This is a genomic window from Vibrio sp. E14 (assembly GCF_020515785.1).
Taxonomy (GTDB): Bacteria; Pseudomonadota; Gammaproteobacteria; order Enterobacterales; family Vibrionaceae; genus Vibrio; species Vibrio diabolicus.
Genome location: NZ_JAHPJI010000009.1, coordinates 15780 through 33388, shown reverse-complemented (window position 1 = coordinate 33388; position 17609 = coordinate 15780). Strand labels below are relative to the sequence as shown.

General features: G+C 45.0%; 19 protein-coding genes. 12 read left to right on the top strand and 7 right to left on the bottom strand.

Going from position 1 to position 17609, the window contains the following annotated elements:
- Positions 1-100 precede the first annotated feature (100 nt).
- From LIX84_RS19590 to LIX84_RS19560, 7 genes are all read right to left on the bottom strand, one after another.
- Positions 101-253, bottom strand: coding sequence for a hypothetical protein (locus LIX84_RS19590; protein ID WP_005390736.1), 153 nt, complete (start codon positions 251-253; stop codon positions 101-103).
- Positions 254-472: 219 nt separating this feature from the next.
- Positions 473-1441: an alpha-L-glutamate ligase-like protein gene (locus LIX84_RS19585; RefSeq protein WP_226422008.1), complete on the bottom strand. Its 969-nt coding sequence runs from the start codon at positions 1439-1441 to the stop codon at positions 473-475.
- A 3-nt stretch (positions 1442-1444) separates the two neighbouring features.
- Entirely contained in the window at positions 1445-2950 is a 1506-nt protein-coding gene (locus tag LIX84_RS19580; protein ID WP_005390741.1) for an inactive transglutaminase family protein, read from the bottom strand.
- Between the two features lie 11 nt (positions 2951-2961).
- Positions 2962-3708 carry an ATP-dependent zinc protease family protein gene (locus LIX84_RS19575; RefSeq protein ID WP_012841986.1) on the bottom strand — a complete coding sequence of 249 codons (747 nt, stop codon included), beginning with the start codon at positions 3706-3708 and terminating at the stop codon, positions 2962-2964.
- Between the two features lie 276 nt (positions 3709-3984).
- The gene (cmoB, locus tag LIX84_RS19570) at positions 3985-4956 is read right to left on the bottom strand and encodes a tRNA 5-methoxyuridine(34)/uridine 5-oxyacetic acid(34) synthase CmoB (protein ID WP_226422007.1); all 972 of its coding nucleotides are present in this window, start codon (positions 4954-4956) and stop codon (positions 3985-3987) included.
- Between the two features lie 85 nt (positions 4957-5041).
- Positions 5042-5779 carry a carboxy-S-adenosyl-L-methionine synthase CmoA gene (cmoA, locus tag LIX84_RS19565; protein ID WP_226422006.1) on the bottom strand — a complete coding sequence of 246 codons (738 nt, stop codon included), beginning with the start codon at positions 5777-5779 and terminating at the stop codon, positions 5042-5044.
- 93 nt (positions 5780-5872) lie between these two features.
- Positions 5873-6739, bottom strand: a complete 867-nt coding sequence (locus LIX84_RS19560) for a DUF72 domain-containing protein (protein WP_226422005.1) — start codon at positions 6737-6739, stop codon at positions 5873-5875.
- A gap of 273 nt (positions 6740-7012) precedes the next feature.
- Between LIX84_RS19560 and aspS the strand changes: the two genes are divergently transcribed.
- From aspS to LIX84_RS19500, 12 genes are all read left to right on the top strand, one after another.
- A complete protein-coding gene (gene aspS, locus LIX84_RS19555) occupies positions 7013-8791 on the top strand; it encodes an aspartate--tRNA ligase (RefSeq protein ID WP_226422004.1) in 1779 nt (592 codons plus the stop codon).
- Positions 8792-8933: 142 nt separating this feature from the next.
- The gene (locus LIX84_RS19550) at positions 8934-9680 is read left to right on the top strand and encodes a YebC/PmpR family DNA-binding transcriptional regulator (RefSeq protein ID WP_226422003.1); all 747 of its coding nucleotides are present in this window, start codon (positions 8934-8936) and stop codon (positions 9678-9680) included.
- Between the two features lie 91 nt (positions 9681-9771).
- Complete coding sequence (gene ruvC, locus LIX84_RS19545) at positions 9772-10293, top strand: crossover junction endodeoxyribonuclease RuvC (protein WP_012841980.1); 522 nt, start codon at positions 9772-9774, stop codon at positions 10291-10293.
- A gap of 67 nt (positions 10294-10360) precedes the next feature.
- A complete protein-coding gene (gene ruvA, locus LIX84_RS19540) occupies positions 10361-10972 on the top strand; it encodes a Holliday junction branch migration protein RuvA (protein ID WP_005378313.1) in 612 nt (203 codons plus the stop codon).
- A gap of 286 nt (positions 10973-11258) precedes the next feature.
- Entirely contained in the window at positions 11259-12263 is a 1005-nt protein-coding gene (gene ruvB / locus LIX84_RS19535; protein WP_031780162.1) for a Holliday junction branch migration DNA helicase RuvB, read from the top strand.
- Positions 12264-12724: 461 nt separating this feature from the next.
- Positions 12725-14311, top strand: a complete 1587-nt coding sequence (cydA, locus tag LIX84_RS19530) for a cytochrome ubiquinol oxidase subunit I (protein WP_226422002.1) — start codon at positions 12725-12727, stop codon at positions 14309-14311.
- Between the two features lie 17 nt (positions 14312-14328).
- Complete coding sequence (gene cydB / locus LIX84_RS19525; protein ID WP_005390752.1) at positions 14329-15465, top strand: cytochrome d ubiquinol oxidase subunit II; 1137 nt, start codon at positions 14329-14331, stop codon at positions 15463-15465.
- Positions 15466-15477: 12 nt separating this feature from the next.
- Positions 15478-15585, top strand: coding sequence for a cytochrome bd-I oxidase subunit CydX (gene cydX, locus LIX84_RS19520; RefSeq protein ID WP_000270284.1), 108 nt, complete (start codon positions 15478-15480; stop codon positions 15583-15585).
- A complete protein-coding gene (gene ybgE / locus LIX84_RS19515) occupies positions 15578-15880 on the top strand; it encodes a cyd operon protein YbgE (protein WP_046874743.1) in 303 nt (100 codons plus the stop codon). Before cydX ends, ybgE begins: the two co-directional genes overlap by 8 nt.
- Positions 15881-16052: 172 nt before the next feature.
- Positions 16053-16472 (top strand): tol-pal system-associated acyl-CoA thioesterase, encoded by a 420-nt coding sequence (gene ybgC / locus LIX84_RS19510; RefSeq protein WP_012841975.1) that lies wholly within the window; start codon positions 16053-16055, stop codon positions 16470-16472.
- A complete protein-coding gene (tolQ, locus tag LIX84_RS19505; protein ID WP_005378301.1) occupies positions 16462-17160 on the top strand; it encodes a protein TolQ in 699 nt (232 codons plus the stop codon). Before ybgC ends, tolQ begins: the two co-directional genes overlap by 11 nt.
- Positions 17161-17163: 3 nt before the next feature.
- Complete coding sequence (locus tag LIX84_RS19500) at positions 17164-17607, top strand: ExbD/TolR family protein (RefSeq protein WP_005378298.1); 444 nt, start codon at positions 17164-17166, stop codon at positions 17605-17607.
- The last annotated feature ends 2 nt before the right edge of the window (positions 17608-17609 follow it).

Sequence of the window (17609 nt, the reverse complement as noted above, 5' to 3'; positions counted from 1 at the left end):
TTGTATTTGTTAGCTGGAGGCTTCAAAGCGTATAAAATAAGCCGAGACTGTAGGACGACAGTCTCGGCTTATTAATAGAACTTAGCGGGGAGGCTAAGTTCTATTCCTCTGAAATATCGTCTCTGATATCGATCATTTCAGCAAGCTCTTCAAGTGCTTGGACAGAAAGCTCAGACAAGCGTTGTAAATGCTGGTCTAAGCTCTCTTGTTCTTCAAGCTCTGGTTCATCGTTATCTGTTTCTTTTGTTAGCATTTCTCAACCTCTCAAGTTGAGTAAGGGGAGACCTCATCATACTCAAAAGTTAAAGGAGAAAAGAAACGATCTATGTTGATTCTGTTAGCTCGATCATTGATTCAAGTTATAGGTGAGATAGGTTTGTTTAATAAGACGAGTAGGTAGACGGCTTTGGAAACGGAAAAAAAAACGCCAACAATCCGAACAATTACTGGCGAATGATATTGTTATTGGCGATTAGAACTGTGGTTTTACCCCAAACTGCTCTGCTGCGTAGGCGACACGTTCAATCGGCTTTGGATACTCGGCAGGTGTGCCGAGGCTCTCTATGTGTTTCAAACGAGGAAGCAAGCCTGCACCATTGGCGATTTGGATTGCTAAGCCAGGACGAGCATTGAGCTCTAAAACCATAGGTCCTTCTTCTTTATCTAACACCATATCAGTGCCCATGTACCCCAACCCTGTCATCTCCCACGCACTAGACGCCAGTTCCAGCAAGCGCTCCCAATGCGGGACTTGGAGGGTAGAAAGGTCTTTGCCGGTATCCGGATGGTGGGTAACTGGATGGTCGAATTGCACCGCTCGGATTGCTTTACCTGTGGCGATATCAATGCCCACGCCCACAGCGCCTTGGTGGAGGTTTGCTTTACCGTCCGACGCCGCCGTAGAACAGCGCATCATTGCCATAACAGGGTAGCCTTTAAATACGATGATTCGAACATCAGGCACGCCTTCATAACTGAAGCCATCGAAACAATCATCAAACTTAATCAGGTTCTCAACGACTGCGACGTCGTTTTTACCGCCAAGAGAGAAAAGGCCAGCAAGCGCATTACTGATATGACGTTCAACTTCGTCCTTACCAATTGTAGAGCCGGAAGGTTTGGTATAGACCCCATCTTTATGCGAGGTAATAACCAAAATACCCTTACCACCACTACCTTGAGCGGGCTTGATAACAAAACCAGGCCAGTTCTCAACCATTTTGTGGATGGTCTTTACTTCTGCTTGGTTATGAATAACGCCGATCAGGGCAGGGACTGTCGCCCCTGCTGCCTGCGCAATAATTTTAGTCTTGAGCTTGTCATCAACTAATGGGTATTTAGAACGATCATTGTAACGGCCGATATAACTGTGGTTACGTTTGTTCATCCCCATAATGCCTTTATGGCGAAGCTTAGCTGGCGAAGTAAAACTTTCGAACATCGTTTAGTCCTCCGCTAGTGGTTTGAAACGACGTAACTCAGTTAGACGGTAACCTGTGTAAGTACCTAGCAATAGAATACCGGCCAGAACAATCAACTGTAGACCAATGAAATTAAAGGTTAGGTGCTGAATGTATGAGTTCGTCATTGCTAAGTAAACCAATACTGCGGTGAGCAGTGAGCCCCCACCTTGCAGAGCGACTTCTTTCGCGCCTTCTTCTTCCCATAGGATAGACATACGTTCAATTGTCCAAGACAAGATGATCATAGGGAAGAACGTAATTGTTAAGCCTTCCGTTAAGCCCATCTTAAATGCGACTACTGTGAACACCGAAATGATCATAATAACGGTAATAATGACCGCTGATATCCGTGCTACAAGTAGTAAGTTCAACCTCGATAAGTAACTTCGAATAATCAAGCCTGTGCCAACGATTAGTAAGAAACCGACAATACCCGTTAATAGCTGGGTTTGAACAAACGCAACAGCAATCAGTACTGGCATGAAAGTACCGGATGTTTTTAGACCGATAATCACACGCAAGAACACCACGATAAGGGCACCGATAGGGATCAGCATGATGGTCTTAAACATTGCTTGTTCTTCAAGAGGCAAGCTATGAATTGAAATATTCAGCAGCCCATCAGCTTCTATCTTATTGTTCGTTGCTTGCTGTGGAGTCATTTCTTGTTTGATCATTGAGAAATGAACTTGGCTATTTTTACCACCAACAAGATCAAGCAGGGATACATTCGACTCATCCCAAACTAATAAGTTTGGTTTCACGGCTTTCTGTTCGGAATTTGGTGAGAACAGCACCCAATCTTTACCTGACCAAACCTGAACCATTGGCTGAATGGTTTGGCGTCGACGGCCATCTTCTAGTTCGATAACACCGACGGTTTTGCTCTGTATACCTGCGGTAAGCAAAATATTATGTAGTGCATCAGTACGGCTGAAGTCATTCAGTAGTAGCGATGAGTTTTGACTGTCTGGGTCATTAAGCGCTTTGATGAGTTCACGAGTAAAGGTCACATTGTCGGCAGAACGACTCATCGCACGCTCTACAAGGGCATTTGCCGCCGCGGCTTGTGGCGCTGATAGCGTTGGTGGCGTAATGTCTTCAGTTGGTGGTAGAGGCGTAACTTTAGCCTGAGGGTCCACTAAGAACTGCGCTTTGTAGTAAATGGTTTGAGGACCTTTGGCCTGACGAATTGACCACTCGGCACGACGTCCAGAATCAGAATTAATGTAGGAAACGCCATAACCAGAAGAGGAAGCGGATTCACCGATAAGCGTATAACCACTTTGTGTATGAGGTGCTGCGAGTGAAGCTTTGACTTCATTGCCGTTAGCATTGAACTCAATACGTGCCTCTACATCCCATACCTGACGAGTTTCGCCTGGTGTCCAAGGCACGCCGTAGTTTTCATGTCTGAAAACACTCAAAGCAATGCCCGCAATCACCAATAAGATGATTGAAAGGTAAAACGGTATTTTTGACGTCATAATCTACCTTATTATTTTTTATCTTCGTCCGTTTGGATATAGGTACGACTTACATCGACAAGTGCGATGTCGCGCATAAATTCTCTACCCAGTAAAATAGGATGGTTCATATGCGAGCGATCTGCCAACGTAAATTGCGCTTTTTCATGAATTTTTCCAACGCGCACCCAAAGTTCGACTACAGCGCGACGTTCCAGTTCTTCACTGGTAACTTGGCGAATTTTTACGTAACGAATGACAGGCGCTTCGATCCAAGTATTTTTTTCTTCTTCGGATTTACTGGTATCTGCCAGGTGGAATCGAACCCAGTTTTTGCCGTTTCTTTCGAACTCTTCAATATCAACTGCATTTAAAGATGAGGTTGCGGCACCGGTGTCGACACGTGCATCAAAAGTCTGCTTAATGGAGTCAATAGTGACCTTTTCAATTGAGCCAAGGACAATATCATGAGTTGGTGTTGGTTCCACAGGAGCAGGAGATTGGACAATAATCGGCTCTTTTGGCTTTTTCACTTCTGCCATTGCTTCATCGCGAAATGTCAGAAGTTCAACCTGTAGTTTATCGACTTGTTCTTCAAGGCTGTCGATATAGTCCGATTGGTTGCTGAGCTGAAGCTCTAAGTTAGTAATGCGATTATTGACATTCGCTTCTGAAGTTTGAATAGCCGCTAACGTTTCTTGGTGGTACTGTTCGCCTTTGGTTAGTGAGCATCCAGACAGTAAGGCGATGGCAACAATCGGGGTCAATCGTAATAACATTGAAAACCTTGGGATTGGATTAAGTTGTTTATTTTTTAGGAGTTTAGCTCATATCGATAAAACCTCACAAGTAAGAATGTTTCTCTATTACTTATTGTTTGAGGAATAGTGATGAAAAGCTAAAAATCAAGGACATAAAAGCGCATCCTTATTTAGAGCGTGCTTATGTTTTGATGTAACAAATGGACTCGAAAAACAAACACGCTCGGTACGAGGAAAGAGGGTAATGTCTTAACTCATAAAATGAGTTAAGACAATGTCAGGAATCTCAGCGAATTATGGTTTGCGAGCGACAAGAACCGCGCGGCGAGGGGCAGGGTAACCTTCTACAGTCTTGCTTGGGTCGTTCGGATTTAGATAGTCTGGTAGAGAGTTATGCGTCATCCAATCTGTGGTACGTTGTTCATCAACCGAAGTGACGTTTTCATCAACGATGCGCACATCTTCAAATCCTACCAACTCTAACCATACTTTCAGCGCTTTTGCTGAAGGGAAGAAATAGACATTGCGCATTTGTGCGTAACGAGAAGTTGGAACCAACACTGAATTCTCATCACCTTCAATCACTAGTGTTTCTAGTACGAGTTCACCACCAGACACTAATTGATCTTTTAGCTGCACCAAGTGATCCAATGGAGAGCGACGGTGGTAAAGCACGCCCATGCTGAATACCGTGTCGAACGCTTCTAACTTAGGTAGTTGTTCAATACCCAACGGCAGTAGGTGCGCACGTTGGTCATCGCCCATTAGTTTACGAATTGCTTCGAACTGAATTAGGAACAGATGAGATGGATCGATACCGACGGTTAAGCGTGCACCTTCACCCAGCATACGCCACATGTGGTAGCCGTTACCACAACCAACATCGAGTACGCTGCGGTTCTTTAATGGAGAAATATGCGGAAGTACACGGTCCCATTTCCAGTCACTGCGCCACTCAGTATCAATATGAATGCCGTGTACGTGGTATGGCCCTTTGCGCCATGGGTGGAATGTACGAAGTAAGTTCTCTAATTTCTTCAGCTCACCTTCATGGAAAGGAGTGTCGTTGCTGATGGTCACTGAATTCTTGATGTCAATTTGATCCGGTGAGCCTTCTGGAATTTTGTTCAGTGCTTTCAACCAGCGACCAAAGTCACCGTGCTCTGCATTTTGCCAATCCGTTAGCTGTTGTGGTAGCACATTGAGCCAAGGTTGAAGACGTGTGTCTTGGGCAATCAATTGGTAGAAGTTTGCAAAGTTAAACATAGTTAGTTAATCGCTGAGTTGATGGTATTAAAATTATTAAATAACAGCCTAAAGTGGCGTGATTCAGGGCCTTTGTATGCACGGTTTATTTAATTGCGAACATAGAGCCAAAGTTAAAGCATTGGAACCAAACATCGTAGCTAGAAAAGCCAATTTTAGCGAAACGCTCTTTATGCTCTTTCTTTGAATCTGGGCGCATTACGTTTTCTATCGCGCTGCGCTTTTGGCTGATTTCTAGTTCGCTATAACCATTTGCACGTTTAAAGTCGTGGTGAAGGTCAATTAACAGCTCGTTCGACACTTCATCTTCAAAGACGAATTTCTCCGACAAAATCAAAATTCCGCCTGGACGCAGACCTGCATAGATTCGTTCAAGCAGGGCGTAACGATCGTCTGGAGAAAGAAATTGCAGAGTAAAGTTCAGTACGACAACTGATGCGTTTTCAATATCGATATTACGAATATCCGCTTCAACCACATCTACAGGAGTATCACTTCGGTACGCGTTTACATGTAATTTGCAACGCTCAACCATTGCGGGTGAATTGTCGACCGCAATGATCTTACAGCCTTCTTGTTTGATATGGCGACGCATAGACAGCGTAGCAGCACCCAAAGAGCAACCTAGGTCGTAGATGTTTGAGTGAGATTTTACAAAACGTTCTGCCAGCATACCAATTGCAGAAATAATGTTGCTGTAACCCGGCACCGATCGTTGAATCATGTCAGGAAATACTTCCGCTACGCGTTCATCGAACGTGAAATCCCCAATTTTATCGATTGGAGCCGAAAAAATAGTATCTGGATTGCTCTTAGGGTTCATAACCAAGTCTCTGCATACAAGCCGCCTGAAAACGTCAGGCACCAAAAAAGGCGCGTATTTTATGGGAATTTCACGCCTCTGTCATGTGTTGCGTTAGAACATCTGCAACTGCGAGTTGCCATCGTTAGCCGGGAAAGAGGCTAAGTCAGGAAGTGTTATACTCTTTTGTATGTCTTTATACAGATTGGCTGCCAACTCCGGCGCAATTATATTGTCCGCAGTATGGATCATGACATACGGCTGTTTACCTTCTGCAATCCATTGCGGCAACTTGCTGAGCCATGGTGTAAAAAACTCGTAATTTTGCTGTTCTTCTGGATGACCAATAAAGCGAATCAAAGGGTGTGAAGCGGTAGCAATGGCGTGGACTGGTACTCTTGGTTTTTTCATTTGCGCATCAATGATCGCTTCATTGTCTGGCTTAGCGGCAAAGACAGGGCGGCTATCCATAATAATGCGGTCAATGTTATTTTCTACTAACCATTGGTTAAGCGCTCGCTCTTCTTCACCTTTGGAGAAAAATGCCATATGACGAACCTCAACACCAAGAGGGAAGTTAGGTGGAAAGCTCGCACAGAACTTTTTCAGTCGATCAAGGTGCTCAGGACCAAATGCCGCTGGCAATTGAATTGTCCATTGCCCCACACGGTCATGCAACGGCTCCATGACTTTCATGAAGTCTCTCAGCTGTTCGCTGCAACCTCTTAACATTTGCTCATGAGTGATGGCTTTAGGAAGTTTGAAAGTAAAGCGAAAATCATCGTGGGTTGCTGCTCTCCAGTTTTGCACCGTGTTGAGCGTCGGCGTGGCATAAAATGTCGTGTTGCCTTCCACGGTATGGAACACCTGTGCATACTTTTCTAAACGTTCAGCGGGCTTTGTCCCGCTGCCGTAAAAGCTTTGTTGCCATTGATTGTGCGACCACATCGTCAATCCAAGTCGAAGAGGTAAGTTATCCATTATTCTTTACTGCTTGCTACTCGTGTGAATACTTTACGAGAGTTTTGCTGAAATAGGTAATTTCACGCTATAATCCCCACCAATTTTTTCGCTTTGGTGCGCTTTTGAACATTTGTTGTACTAAAAAGCACCAGTGAATGATAAAACACACGTAATTGTATGTTGAGTAGTCGATTTTCGTGGACATTCAGCGTATAACTGAATCTTTACTCTGCTTGGCAATGAGGCTGACAGAGCGTAGTTAACAACATTTGAGAGATTGGGAATTTCATTATGCGTACCCATTACTGTGGTCACCTGAACAAGTCCCTTGCAGGACAAACTGTAGAACTTTGCGGCTGGGTTAACCGTCGTCGTGATTTAGGCGGTCTTATTTTTATTGATATGCGAGATCGCGAAGGTATCGTTCAGGTAGTTGTTGATCCAGATATGGCGGATGCGTATGAAGTGGCTAACACACTTCGTAATGAATTCTGTATCAAACTAACGGGTGAAGTACGCGTTCGTCCAGAAAGCCAAGCAAACAAAGACATGGTAACAGGTGAAGTTGAGATCCTTGCGACAGGTCTTGAAATCATCAACCGCAGTGACGTTTTGCCTCTAGATTTCAACCAAAAGAACTCTGAAGAGCAACGTCTGAAGTACCGTTACTTAGACCTTCGTCGTCCTGAAATGAGTGACCGCATCAAGCTACGTGCTAAAGCATCTAGCTTTGTTCGTCGCTTCCTAGATGACAACGGCTTCCTAGATATCGAAACACCAGTACTAACGAAAGCGACACCAGAAGGTGCGCGCGACTACCTAGTACCTAGCCGTGTTCACAAAGGCAGCTTCTACGCGCTTCCTCAGTCTCCACAGCTATTCAAACAGCTTCTAATGATGTCTGGTTTTGACCGTTACTACCAAATCGTTAAGTGTTTCCGTGATGAAGACTTACGTGCTGACCGTCAACCAGAATTCACTCAGATCGATATCGAAACGTCATTCATGACGGCTGACCAAGTACGTGAAGTGACGGAAAACATGGTTCGCGATATGTGGCAAGAGCTACTAAACGTAGACCTAGGTCAGTTCCCAGTAATGCCATTCAGCGAAGCGATTCGCCGTTTCGGTTCTGACAAGCCAGACCTACGTAACCCACTAGAGCTAGTAGACGTTGCTGACCTAGTGAAAGACGTTGAGTTCAAAGTATTCTCTGGCCCAGCAAACGACGAGAAAGGCCGCGTTGCCGTTATTCGCGTTCCAGGTGGTGCATCTTTGACTCGTAAGCAAATTGATGGCTACGGTGAATTCGTTGGTATCTACGGTGCGAAAGGTCTAGCATGGATGAAGGTTAACGACCGTGCTGCAGGCATGGAAGGTATCCAGTCTCCAGTGGCTAAGTTCCTAAACGAAGACGTGATCAACGCTATCCTAGATCGCACTCAAGCGGAATCTGGTGATATCATCCTATTTGGCGCTGATAAAGCGGGCATCGTTGCAGAAGCTATGGGTGCACTGCGTCTGAAGCTAGGTAAAGATCTAGAGCTAACTGACGAATCTGCATGGGCTCCACTATGGGTTGTTGACTTCCCAATGTTCGAAGAAGATGACGAAGGCAACCTACACGCGATGCACCACCCATTCACGTCACCTCTAGGTGTGACTGCGGAAGAGCTAAAAGCGAACCCAGCTGCGGCAAACTCTAACGCTTACGATATGGTTCTAAATGGTTACGAAGTTGGCGGCGGTTCTGTCCGTATCCACAACGCAGATATGCAAGAAGCCGTATTTGATATTCTAGGCATCACACCTGAAGAGCAACAGCTTAAGTTTGGCTTCCTGCTTGATGCACTGAAATTCGGTACGCCTCCACACGCTGGTCTTGCATTCGGTCTTGACCGTCTAGTGATGCTGCTATGTGGTACCGAGAACATCCGTGATGTTATCGCGTTCCCTAAAACAACAGCAGCGGCGTGTCTACTAACAGACGCACCAAGCATTGCGAACCCAGCAGCGCTAGAAGAGCTAGCAATCGCAGTGACTGCAGCGAAAGAAAAAGACGCAGAATAAGCGCACAACATTTGAAGAAAACTCCCGCAACTGCGGGAGTTTTTGTTTAAATAAACCCAAGAAACTTCCAAAGCAATTTCCCAAGCAACGCTTTTTAGCTCATGTTTGCTATTAAGCGTCAAAATACATTAAAAGGTGAATTATGGCAGGTCATAGTAAATGGGCGAATATTCGTCACCGTAAAGCAGCGCAAGATGCGAAGCGCGGCAAAATCTTTACCAAATTAATCCGTGAAATCGTTGTTGCGGCAAAAGAGGGAGGCGGTGAGCCAGAAAATAACCCACGTTTGCGAGCTGCAATTGATAAAGCGTTGTCTAACAACATGACGCGTGACACTGTCAACCGCGCTGTCAGCCGAGGTGCTGGTGGTGAAGGCGATGACAATATGGAAACCGTAATCTATGAAGGTTATGGTCCGGGTGGCACTGCGGTCATGGTCGAATGTATGACGGATAACCGAAATCGCACAGTATCTGGCGTACGCCATGCGTTCTCGAAGTCAGGAGGCAATCTGGGTACGGATGGTAGTGTAAACTATCTTTTCGACAAGAAAGGCGTGATCTCATACGCCCCAGGTTTAGAGGAAGATGTGGTGATGGAAGTGGCGTTAGAAAGTGGCGCTGATGACATCGAAACATCAGAAGATGGCTCGATTGATGTTTACACCGCGCCAAGCGATTTTGGACTCGTAAAAGATGCCCTTGATGCTGCCGGTTTTGAGGCGGAGAACGCCGAAGTGTCGCTTATCCCTTCAACGAAAGCAGAACTGGATGTGGACACTGCGCCAAAACTGCTTCGTTTGATTGACGCTTTAGAAGATCTGGACGATGTTCAGGAGGTTTATCACAACGGTGACATCTCTGACGACGTTGCAGCCTCTCTAGAGTAAACTCAATGTGCAGTGAGCGGTATTCGCTCCGAAATTAGAAAGTAATAATAAGAAATTGAGGTCGCATTCGGCCTCATTTTTAGGAACATTCATGTCAATTATTTTGGGCATTGACCCAGGTTCACGCATTACCGGTTATGGGGTCATTCGTCAAAATGGACGCCATTTGCAATACCTTGGTAGTGGCTGTATTCGTACTTCAGAAAAAGAACTTCCGGGCCGTCTTAAGCAGATTTACGCTGGCGTCACGGAAATCATTACTCAGTTTCAACCGGACGTATTTGCGATTGAACAAGTGTTTATGGCTAAAAATGCGGATTCAGCATTAAAGCTTGGCCAGGCTCGTGGCAGCGCAATTGTTGCTGCGGTGAATGCAGAGTTGCCGGTATACGAATACGCCGCGCGTCTTATTAAGCAAGCTGTAGTCGGTACTGGTGGTGCGGACAAAGCGCAAGTTCAACATATGGTTCAGCAAATGCTTAAACTGCCCGCCAAGCCTCAAGCGGATGCAGCCGATGCTTTAGGTGTGGCGATTTGTCATGCCAATACGAACAAAACCCTCGTTGCCTTAGCGGGCAAAGCAACCAGTGCCAGAAAAGGGCGCTACCGATAAAATTAACTGGATGTCTATCCAGTTCTTTATTATCCTGTCGCAAATTCATTTCCAAAGAGTATTTATAGTGATTGGACGTCTTCGTGGCATACTGATTGAAAAACAACCACCTGAAGTATTAATTGAAGTTAATGGCATTGGTTATGAAGTCCAGATGCCAATGAGCTGTTTTTACGAGCTGCCAAATGTTGGCGAAGAAGCCATTATTTATACTCACTTTGTCGTCCGTGAAGATGCACAATTGCTATACGGTTTCAACACAGTAAAAGAACGAGCACTTTTCCGTGAAGTGATCAAAGCCAATGGCGTTGGTCCTAAACTCGGTCTTGGTATTCTCTCTGGTATGACAGCAACGCAATTTGTTACTTGTGTGGAACATGAAGACGTTTCTACGCTGGTTAAGCTTCCAGGCGTTGGCAAGAAAACCGCAGAGCGATTGGTTGTTGAAATGAAAGACCGCTTGAAAGGGTGGGGCGCTGGCGATCTATTTACACCATTTACGGATGCTGCTCCTGCGGATTCTGGTGCGACATCCAACAACGCGGAAGAAGAGGCAATTAGCGCGCTTCTAGCTTTGGGTTACAAGCCGACTCAAGCGTCGAAAGTGGTGTCTCAGATCGCTAAACCGGACATGAGCAGTGAGCAAATGATCCGTGAAGCTCTAAAATCAATGGTGTAACGCTGGTTTCACAGTGAGCATTTGTTCAAGATAACTCATTCTCTAAGGTTAATGCCAATCGCTTAACGATATTTTTTGTGTCATTCCAGCGAGCCTAGCGAGATCGGGAATCTAATAGCAGCACGCTGAGCGGTTAATGAAACAATTTGACCATAAACCGCTCGGATAGAAGATCCTGTATCACGCTCCTTCGTCGCTGTACAGGATGACGAGATACAGAAATATGCCACTTGCTGTTAAACGAGCGGCATTATTCTCTCAGGTAACCATTTTTCAAGGTAAAAAGATGATTGAAGCCGATCGTTTAATCGCGCCAGAAAACCCTGCCTTTCGTGATGAAGATGTCATTGACCGTGCTATTCGGCCAAAAAAATTAGCGGATTACCAAGGTCAGGACCACGTTCGTGACCAAATGGAGATCTTCATCAAAGCTGCTCAGTTACGTAGTGAAGCTCTTGATCACCTGTTAATTTTTGGCCCTCCGGGTTTGGGTAAAACCACGCTAGCAAATATTGTCGCCAACGAGATGGAAGTAAACATCCGTACTACTTCAGGGCCAGTTCTTGAAAAAGCAGGCGATTTAGCCGCGTTACTAACCAACCTAGAAGAAAATGACGTTCTATTTATTGATGAAATTCACCGCTTAAGCCCAATGGTTGAAGAGGTTCTGTACCCGGCGATGGAAGATTATCAATTGGATATTATGATCGGTGAAGGTCCGGCCGCTCGTTCTATTAAGATCGATTTGCCGCCGTTTACTTTGATTGGTGCAACGACCCGAGCAGGTTCTTTAACGTCACCATTACGCGACCGTTTTGGTATTACTCAGCGTCTTGAGTTTTATAAGATAAAAGACCTGCAAGATATTGTGCAGCGCAGCGCGGATTGTTTAGGTTTGTCAATGGAACCTGAAGGCGCCTTGGAAGTGGCAAGACGTGCACGTGGCACACCACGTATTGCTAACCGTCTACTACGTCGTGTTCGCGATTATGCGGAAGTGAAAGGAAATGGTCACATTTGTGCAGAGGTTGCCGACAAAGCGCTGAATATGCTTGATGTGGACGCCGAAGGTTTCGATTATATGGACCGCAAACTGCTACTCGCAATTATGGAGAAATTTGGTGGTGGTCCGGTCGGACTCGATAACATGGCGGCAGCGATAGGTGAAGAAAAGGATACCATCGAAGACGTTCTTGAGCCTTATCTTATTCAGCAAGGTTATTTACAACGCACTCCACGTGGAAGAATCGCGACAGATCGTGCGTATTTGCATTTCGGAATTGAAAAATAAGATTCCCTCGCTGGGCCTTTGCGGCCCAGCGCTTCATTAAAGTTGACCAAACTCACATTTTTTGAATTTCTTCTCATACCAGTTTAGTAAGTAAAAAGCATTGATTGTTAACTCTATGTTTGCTCACAACTGGTTAATTTCTCTCCTGATTACTCTCTCTTAACATCCGTATCTAATACTGGTTGATCTGGATCAATGTGATGGATTTTTGTGCAAATTCCGCGCATAAACATTGATGTATATCAAAGCGCATTCCGGCTATAAACCTTTTGAAACAATCTGTTTTTACAAGTAATATTAGCCCTAGCTATATTAGCTGATGCTTAACAATTAACTAACCAATGAAGCACATTTTTGCAACAATGAGTTGTGATAATTCAACATTTTTCAAGTGTAAATAACACTTGAATATGGATTGCAATATGTAGAGAGTGTCATTCAGCCGACACATAGGAGTTACCATGATTGACGTAGTTGATCTATCGCGGTTGCAGTTTGCACTGACAGCGATGTATCACTTCCTATTCGTACCATTGACCCTTGGTATGGCCTTCCTTCTGGCCATTATGGAATCGATGTACGTAATGACGAACAAGCAAATCTATAAGGACATGACCAAGTTCTGGGGTAAGCTATTCGGTATTAACTTTGCACTTGGTGTGGCGACAGGCCTTACCATGGAATTCCAGTTTGGTACGAACTGGTCTTACTACTCCCACTATGTAGGTGACATCTTCGGTGCGCCGCTAGCGATCGAAGCCCTTGTCGCATTCTTCCTGGAGTCAACTTTTGTTGGTCTATTCTTCTTCGGGTGGGATCGTCTATCTAAACGTCAACACTTAGCGGTTACTTGGCTTGTGGCGCTGGGCTCTAACTTCTCTGCACTTTGGATTCTTATCGCAAACGGCTGGATGCAAAACCCAGTGGGCGCGGACTTCAACTTCGAAACCATGCGAATGGAAATGGTGAGCTTCTCTGAGGTTGTACTAAACCCAGTTGCTCAAGTTAAGTTCGTGCATACGGTTGCTTCTGGTTACACTTGTGGCGCAATGTTTATTCTAGGCATCAGTTCATACTACCTATTAAAAGGTCGTGACATTGCGTTTGCTCGTCGTTCATTTGCTATCGCTGCATCTTTCGGTATTGCAGCTATCTTATCTACCATCGTTCTTGGTGACGAATCTGGCTACGAGCTTGGTGAAGTTCAAAAAGTGAAGCTTGCTGCAATTGAAGCAGAATGGCACACAGAGCCAGCTCCAGCAGCGTTTACGTTGTTTGGTGTTCCTAACCAAGAAACCATGCACACAGATTACGCAATCAAGATCCCTTACGTAATGGGTATCATCGCGACACGTTCTTTTGATGAGCAAGTCACAGGTCTTCGTGACCTACGTGATGAGCACGTCGATCGTATTCGTGACGGCATGTACGCTTATGAACTTCTTGAGAAGCTTCGTGCGGGCGACAAGTCAGAAGAAAACATGACTGCGTTTGATGAAGTGAAGGGTGACCTAGGTTACGGTCTACTTCTAAAACGCTACACAGACAATGTTGTTGATGCGACAGAAGAGCAAATCCAAGCTGCTGCGGACGATTCAATCCCAACAGTATGGCCGCTATTCTGGTCATTCCGTATCATGGTTGCTTGTGGTTTCATCATGCTATTCGTTTTCGGTGCTGCATTTGTTCAAACGTGTCGTCAGAAGATCGAACAGAAACAATGGATTCTTAAAGCTGCACTATTCAGCATCCCACTACCGTGGATTGCGATTGAAGCGGGTTGGTTCGTCGCTGAGTACGGTCGTCAGCCATGGGCTGTTGGTGAAATTTTACCAGTGCATGTTGCAGCTTCTGCACTAACTGCTGGCGAAATCTGGACTTCACTATTCGCAATTCTGGCGCTATACACGGTATTCCTGATTGCAGAAGTTTACCTAATGTTGAAATTCGCTCGTAAAGGCCCAAGTAGCCTGAAAACGGGTCGCTACCACTTCGAGCAAAATGCTGACTCTGTTGAAGACAAAGTTAGTCGCCAAGTAGAAGCGTAAGGTAAGGAGATAACAAGATGTTTGATTACGAAATCTTGCGACTCATCTGGTGGGTACTAATCGGTGTTCTACTAGTTGGTTTTGCAGTAACAGACGGTTTCGATATGGGTGTAGGCGCGCTTGTACCTATTATCGGTAAAAACGACACGCAACGTCGCGTCATGATTAACTCAATTGCCCCTCACTGGGATGGTAACCAAGTTTGGCTTATCACTGCTGGTGGTGCACTGTTCGCAGCTTGGCCTTTGGTTTACGCAACGTCATTTTCAGGCTTCTACTTAGCGATGATTTTGACACTAGCAGCGCTATGGCTTCGTCCTCTGGGCCTAGACTACCGCTCTAAAATTGAAGATCCAAAATGGCGCAATACTTGGGATATCTGTATCTCAATCAGTGGTTTTGTTCCACCAATCATCTTTGGTGTAGCGTTTGGCAACCTACTACAGGGCGTACCATTCCAATTGAGTGAGTTCTTGATGCCAACATACCATGGCTCATTCTTTGGTCTTCTAAACCCATTTGCACTGCTGTGTGGCCTAGTTAGCTTGTTCATGATTTTGATGCAAGGTTCGACTTGGCTACAAATGAAAACAACGGGCGAAGTGCATATGCGTGCTCGTAACGTTGCTCAGTTGGCAGGTTTACTGACGGTTGCAGCGTTTGTAGCGGCTGGTTTCTGGATCCAAAATATCGATGGTTACGTCATTGTTGGCGGTATCGACACTAATGCAGCTTCTAACCCTCTAAACAAAGAGGTAATCCGTGAAGCTGGTGCGTGGATGAAGAATTTTGAAAACTACCCACTACTATGGGCTGCTCCTGTGCTAGGTGTTGCAATGCCGCTTCTTGCCGTATTGGCATCTCGTCTTGAAAAATGTGCAATTTCGTTCATTACTTCAAGCTTGGGTGTTGCTGGCGTTATCTTTACTGCAGGTTTTGCGATGTTCCCATTCATCATGCCTTCAGACTTAATGCCAAGCCACAGCTTAACAATGTGGGATGCAACGTCATCTGAACTGACTCTGAACCTAATGACAGGCGTTGCGTTTGTTATGGTACCAATCATCCTTGGTTACACGTCTTGGACTTACTACAAGATGTTTGGTCGCCTTGATGATCAGTACATTGAAGACAACAAAAACTCACTTTACTAAGGAGCATTTACTATGTGGTATTTCGCATGGATTCTAGGTGTACTACTTGCTTGTGCATTCGGTATCATAAACGCTCTTTGGTTAGAGCACTCAGAAATGATGGACAAAGACAGTGAGTAATCTCGCTGATAAGGTAGCGCAACTTCACGCTCCGATGGATAAGACTCTGTTAAGAGTCTTATCTCTCATCCTTGGCTTTATGCATGTAGGATTGGTGATGTGGGATCCTGAAGCTTACCATCAAGCAATTGGTGGTTTTAACTCAATCATCGCACCAGCACTGATTTGGTCTGTATGCTCAAGCATGGTTTACGGTGTGGGCTTCAAACCGAGAAACTGGTACTGGCAAGTTTTGTTTAGTCCCTATTTTTCGTTAGCTATCTTAATTTATTTAACGGCACTTTATTTCTTTTAGGCTGAAATACGCTGTAATAAAGTCGGTTACTAAATCATCGAATAAAAGCTAGGTATTTCGCCTGGCTTTTATTTTTTCTACAAATTTCAAAAATATTCCCTTAGCTCGGTACCAATTGCTGTCGCTTCAGTTATAGTAATTACTTTAAAGAATTGAATATATTGGGACTCCCTTGCAAGGCACATCAAATCTCTTTCGCTGGCCGATCACCGTGTACTATGAAGACACCGATGCGGGCGGCGTTGTATATCATTCTAATTATCTAAAATTCTTTGAGCGCGCGCGAACAGAGATGTTACGTGCTAAAGGCATTTCTCAACATGTGTTATTGGAACAAAATATCGGCTTTGTTGTCCGACACATGGATATTGATTTCAACCAAGGGGCAAGGCTGGACGAGCATTTGACAGTATTAACCCGAGTGTCAGAAATAAAACGTGCTTCCCTGCAATTCTGTCAAGAGTTGGTCAATGATCAAGGCAAGATATTGTGCAAGGCCTCTGTTAAGGTAGCATGTATCGATAATAAGAAAATGAAACCAATAGCTATTCCAACCTTTATAAATTCGGAGCTAACAAATAGTGACTGCTGATATTTCCATTTTAGATCTCTTTCTTCAGGCCAGTCTGTTGGTAAAGCTTGTGATGCTGACGTTGCTTGGCATGTCAATTGTGTCATGGGCAATGATCATCAAGCGCAGCAAAGTGCTTTCTCAAGCGTCAAAGAATGCAGAGCAGTTTGAAGACAAATTCTGGTCGGGTACTGATCTTTCTCAGCTTTACCAAAAAGTAAAAGCGCGTAAAGACGAAATTGAAGGCACAGAAGAAATTTTTTACGCAGGTTTCACGGAGTTTGCTCGTCTACGTAAGAGCAACGCAAACTCACCAGCGTACATCATGGAAGGCACTGGCCGCGCAATGCGCGTTGCTGTCTCTCGTGAAGTTGATGAGCTTGAAACAAGCTTACCATTCTTAGCGACAGTCGGTTCTATCAGTCCTTACATCGGCCTATTTGGTACCGTTTGGGGCATCATGCACGCTTTTATTGCGTTGGGAGAAGTAAAACAAGCTACGTTGTCTATGGTTGCACCGGGTATCGCCGAGGCATTGATCGCGACAGCGATGGGTCTATTTGCGGCTATTCCGGCTGTAATGGCCTACAACCGCCTAAGCAATAAAGTGAGCAAACTAGAGCACACTTACGCAACATTCTCTGAAGAATTCCACAGCATCCTTCATCGTCAAGCGATGGCTGGCCGAGACAGCGCGGATAAGGAATAAAGCATGGCGGGTTATCAACCTAAAAAGCGAAAAATGACAGCGGAGATCAACGTTGTTCCGTACATTGACGTAATGCTCGTACTGTTGATCATTTTTATGGCGACCGCTCCATTTGTGACTCAAGGCGTCGATGTTGATCTTCCGAAAACATCGACCGCTGAATCTATGCAAGACCTTGCTGGCGAAACTGACAGTAGTTTTATCATCATCGAAATTGATAGCGAGGGTAATTTAGGCCTAAGCGTAAATGATGAAGAAGTTCAGCGAGGTTTGTCGTTGCAAGATGTTATTGTGCGAGTGAAAGCGGAGCGAGAGGTTAAGCCAGATTCACCAGTTGCGGTAGGTGGCGACGCGGCAACACCATATGCCGATGTTGTGCTATTGCTGGATGAACTAAGTCGAGCTGGTATCCCTAAGGTAGGTCTAATGACCGATATCAGGGAATAGAC